The 4127-nt window shown below is 67.1% G+C and carries 4 protein-coding genes; 2 read left to right on the forward strand and 2 right to left on the reverse strand.

Going from position 1 to position 4127, the window contains the following annotated elements:
- Both DSP71_RS14935 and DSP71_RS14940 read left to right on the forward strand, forming a co-directional pair.
- Nucleotides 1-1424 (forward strand): amino acid ABC transporter substrate-binding protein/permease (locus tag DSP71_RS14935; RefSeq protein WP_220151127.1); only part of this gene is annotated, 1424 nt, incomplete at its 5' end.
- Complete coding sequence (locus DSP71_RS14940) at nucleotides 1421-2149, forward strand: amino acid ABC transporter ATP-binding protein (protein WP_058631627.1); 729 nt, start codon at nucleotides 1421-1423, stop codon at nucleotides 2147-2149. The genes DSP71_RS14935 and DSP71_RS14940, both read left to right, overlap by 4 nt.
- A 78-nt stretch (nucleotides 2150-2227) precedes the next feature.
- On the opposite strand, the gene DSP71_RS14945 is transcribed toward DSP71_RS14940, so the two are convergent.
- Both DSP71_RS14945 and DSP71_RS14950 read right to left on the reverse strand, forming a co-directional pair.
- Nucleotides 2228-3529, reverse strand: a complete 1302-nt coding sequence (locus DSP71_RS14945; RefSeq protein ID WP_113681478.1) for an MFS transporter — start codon at nucleotides 3527-3529, stop codon at nucleotides 2228-2230.
- A complete protein-coding gene (locus DSP71_RS14950; protein WP_058631629.1) occupies nucleotides 3526-4005 on the reverse strand; it encodes a helix-turn-helix domain-containing protein in 480 nt (159 codons plus the stop codon). Before DSP71_RS14950 ends, DSP71_RS14945 begins: the two co-directional genes overlap by 4 nt.
- Between the last annotated feature and the right edge of the window lie 122 nt (nucleotides 4006-4127).

Raw genomic sequence — 4127 nt, forward strand, 5'->3', positions numbered from 1 at the left:
CCGGCGCAGCCGCACTCGTCGCCTTCGTCGGCGTCGGGGCGCTCCTCGCCGGTGCCGCCCCCGCCGCCGCAGCGAACGACGGCGACAAGTACGTCATCGGCACCGACACGACGTTCGCGCCGTTCGAGTTCACGAATGCCGACGGCGACCTCGTCGGCATCGACATGGACCTGCTCCGCGCGATCGCGAAGGACCAGGGGTTCGAGGTCGAGATCCGCCAGCTCGGATTCGACGCCGCCGTCCAGGCGCTGCAGTCGAACCAGGTCGATGCGGTCATGGCCGGCATGTCGATCACCGAGGAGCGGCAGAAGACGTTCGACTTCAGCGAGCCCTACTTCACCAGCGGCATCCAGCTCGGCGTGCTCGAGTCGAGCGACATCACGTCGCTCGACGACCTCGACGGCAAGGCCGTCGCGGTCAAGACCGGTACGCAGGGGCAGACCTTCGCCGACGAGAACAAGGACGAGTACGGGTTCAAGGTCACCCCGTACCAGGACACGACCGACATGGTCGACGCGGTGAAGGCCGGCCAGGCGGTCGGCTACTTCGAGGACTTCCCGGTGCTCGCATACGGCATCCAGCAGGGCTCCGGCTTCCGCCTCGTGGGTCAGCCCGAGCTCGGCGGCGAGTACGGATTCGCGGTCAACAAGGGGCAGAAGCCCGAGCTGATCGAGATGTTCAACGCCGGGCTCGCGAACCTGAAGGCTTCAGGGGAGTACGACAAGATCGTCGACACCTACCTGTCGGGTGGCGAGGAGTCCACGCAGCCGACCGACATCTTCTCCGTCGCGGTGAAGTACTGGCCGGCTCTCATGGAGGGCCTGTGGCTCACGATCCTCGCGACGATCGTCGCCATCGTGGCCGCGTTCATCCTGGGGCTCATCTTCGGCTTCGGACGGGTCTCGAAGTTCGCGCCGTTCCGCTGGGTCGCGACCGCCTACGTGTACGTCTTCCGCGGCACTCCGATCCTCATCCAGGCCTTCTTCGTGTTCTTCGCGATCCCGCAGCTGTTCCCCGGCCTCACCTTCAACCCGTTCGTCGCCGGAGCGATCACGCTCTCGCTCAACACGGGTGCCTACATGACCGAGATCATCCGCGGTGGCATCCAGGCGGTCGACCCCGGCCAGAATGAGGCCTCGCGTTCGCTGGGTCTGAGCCACTGGAAGACCATGCAGAAGGTCGTGCTCCCGCAGGCGTTCCGCATCATGGTGCCCTCGTTCGTCAACCAGGGCATCATCACCCTCAAGGACACGTCGCTGATCAGCGTCATCGGCCTCGCCGAGCTGACGTTCGTCTCCCGCCAGATCATCGCCTCGACGTATCTGTCGGCGCAGGTGCTGACGATCGTCGCCATCATCTACTTCGTCGTGATCACGCTGCTGACGCTGCTCGCGAACCGCCTGGAGAGGACGTTCAACGCATGAGCAAGATCCTGGTGCAGGACCTGCACAAGTCGTTCGGTGACAACGAGGTGCTCAAGGGCATCGATCTGGCCGTGGAGGATGGCGAGGTCGTCGCGGTCATCGGCCCGTCCGGCTCGGGGAAGTCCACGCTGCTGCGCTGCCTGAACAAGCTCGAGGAGCCCACGTCGGGGCACGTCATCATCGATGGCGTCGACCTGACGGACAAGAGCGTGAAGCTCGATGAGGTGCGCCAGCGCATCGGCATGGTGTTCCAGCACTTCAACCTCTTCCCGCACATGACCGTGCTCGAGAACATCACTCTCGCCCCGGTCGAGTGCGGCAAGCTGACCAAGGCCGAGGCGAAGGAGCGGGCGCTCTCGCTCCTCGAGCGTGTCGGCCTGTCGGAGAAGGCGGGCGCGAAGCCGGCATCCCTCTCCGGCGGTCAGAAGCAGCGCGTGGCGATCGCCCGTGCGCTGGCGATGGACCCCGAGATCATGCTGTTCGACGAGGCGACGAGCGCGCTCGACCCGGAGATGGTCGGCGAGGTGCTCCAGGTCATCCGCGACCTCGCCTCCGGCGGCATGACCATGGTGCTGGTGACGCACGAGATGGGCTTCGCGCGTGAGGTCTCTGGCCGCACGGTCTTCATGGACGGCGGCGTCGTGGTGGAGGAGGCCCCGCCCGCCGAGCTGTTCGGCGCCCCCAAGAACGAGCGTCTGAAGGACTTCCTCTCCAAGGTGCTCTGACGCCCTTCCTCGTTACGAATCGTGCAAATGGTTGCATTCCGCCCCGGGATGCAACCATTTGCGCGATAGGAACGAGGGTCAGGGTGCGGGATGCCTGCGGATGGTCGCGCTGACCAGGGCGGCGACCGCGCAGAGACCCGCGGCGGCGAACCACGCGACCGTGTACTGGCCGGTGTGGTCGCGCACGACACCGGCGAGGATCGAGGCGATGCCGGCGCCGATCTGATGCGCCGCGAACACCCAGCCGAACACGAGCGGACCCTTGTCGCCGAAGACCTCACGGCACAGCGCGATGGTCGGCGGCACGGTCGCGACCCAGTCGAGCCCGTAGATGACGATGAACACGACGATGCTCGGCTGCACCTCCGCCGAGAGCAGGCTCGGCAGGAAGAGCAGGCTCACCCCGCGCAGCGCGTAATACGCGGCCAGGAGGATGCGTGGATTCACGCGGTCGGTGAGCCAGCCGGAGAACACGGTGCCGACGATGTCGAAGACGCCCACGACCGCGAGAAGGCCGGCCGCGGTGGTCGTCGCCATGCCATGGTCGTGGGCGCTCGGGATGAAATGCGTGCCGATCAGTCCGTTGGTCGTCGCTCCGCAGATCGCGAAGCCGATCGCCAGCGCCCAGAAGGTCTTGGTGCGCGCGGCCTCTCTCAGCGTCGAGAGGGCGAGCTTCGCCGCGCCCCAGGCAGAGCCGCGACGGACGGGTGCAGGGGCGGGCGCGAGTGAGGTCTCGCCGTAGCGGGCGACGCCGAGGTCGCTCGGCCTGTTGCGCAGGAAGATCCAGACCAGGGGCACGACGGCGAGAGCTCCGCCCGCGATGATGAGTGACGCTCCGCGCCAACCGACGTCCTCGGCAGCGGCCGCGATCACGGGGAGGAAGATGAGCTGACCTGTCGCGCTGCCTGCGGTCAGAACGCCCGAGACGAGTCCGCGCCGGGTGGCGAACCAGGTGTCGGTGATGGTCGCCGCGAACACGAGCGCCATCGAGCCCGTGCCGAGTCCGATCAGCACGCCCCAGGTCAGGATGAGCTGGCCGGGGGTCGCCACGAACACGCTCAGCGCTGAGCCCGCCCCGATCACGAAGAGAGCGACGACCGTGACCGCGCGGATCCCGAACCGCTGCATGAGGGCTGCTGCGAACGGGGCGATGAGTCCGTAGAGCAGCAGATTGATGGAGACGGCGAGCGACAACTCCGCCGTGGTCCATCCGAACTCCTCCTCGAGTGGCACCATGAGCACGCCGGGAGCTGCGCGGAAACCGGCGGCGCCGATCAGGGCGATGAGAGCCACGAGGGCCACAGTCCACGCGGGGTGGAATCGACGCTGCCGAGTGCCGAGGGGTTCCTCGATCGACCCGTCGAGCGATTCGGCGGTCATGCTGCGCGTCCGGTGAGGAGGGGGAACGGCTCCCCGCCCATGCTGTGTCGCGCCCAGTGGGTGCTGTCGACGTCGAGGGGTGCCGCGCACGTGACGCACCAATCGACCGAATCCGAGATCTCGCCGCATCGACCGCAGCTCACCGTCAGGCCCCAGGGGCCATCGGGGTCGGTCACGCGGGAGAACCGTGCGTAGGCGTGCAGGATCGGGAGTGTCTGATGCCCCGCGATCGTCACGCGGTAACCGCTGCGCGCATCGGCGGGGTCTTCGCGCTCGACGAGTCCTGCCTCGCTCATCGCCGTGAGTCGCCGGGACAGTACGGAGTCGGCCGCGCCGGTGGCTTCGCGCAGCTGGTCGAACCGAGTGCGTCCGGAGAAGAGCTCACGCAGGATGAGCAGCACCCAGGGGTCGGCGAGGATGTCGGCGGAGCGCGCGATGGGGCAGGTCGCAGACGACCAGTCGGAGCGGAGCGGCATGCAATAACTTTCTTGAAGAAAGCGTCGAGTGTCAATCGCGTTCACACACGTTGGCAGTCATCCGCCCCGTATTCGGCGGATTTCATGCGCTACGCCGCGAACTTCTCCGGCTCCCCGAGCCC

The organism is Microbacterium sp. H6 (assembly GCF_003314775.1).
Taxonomy (GTDB): Bacteria; Actinomycetota; Actinomycetes; order Actinomycetales; family Microbacteriaceae; genus Microbacterium; species Microbacterium oxydans.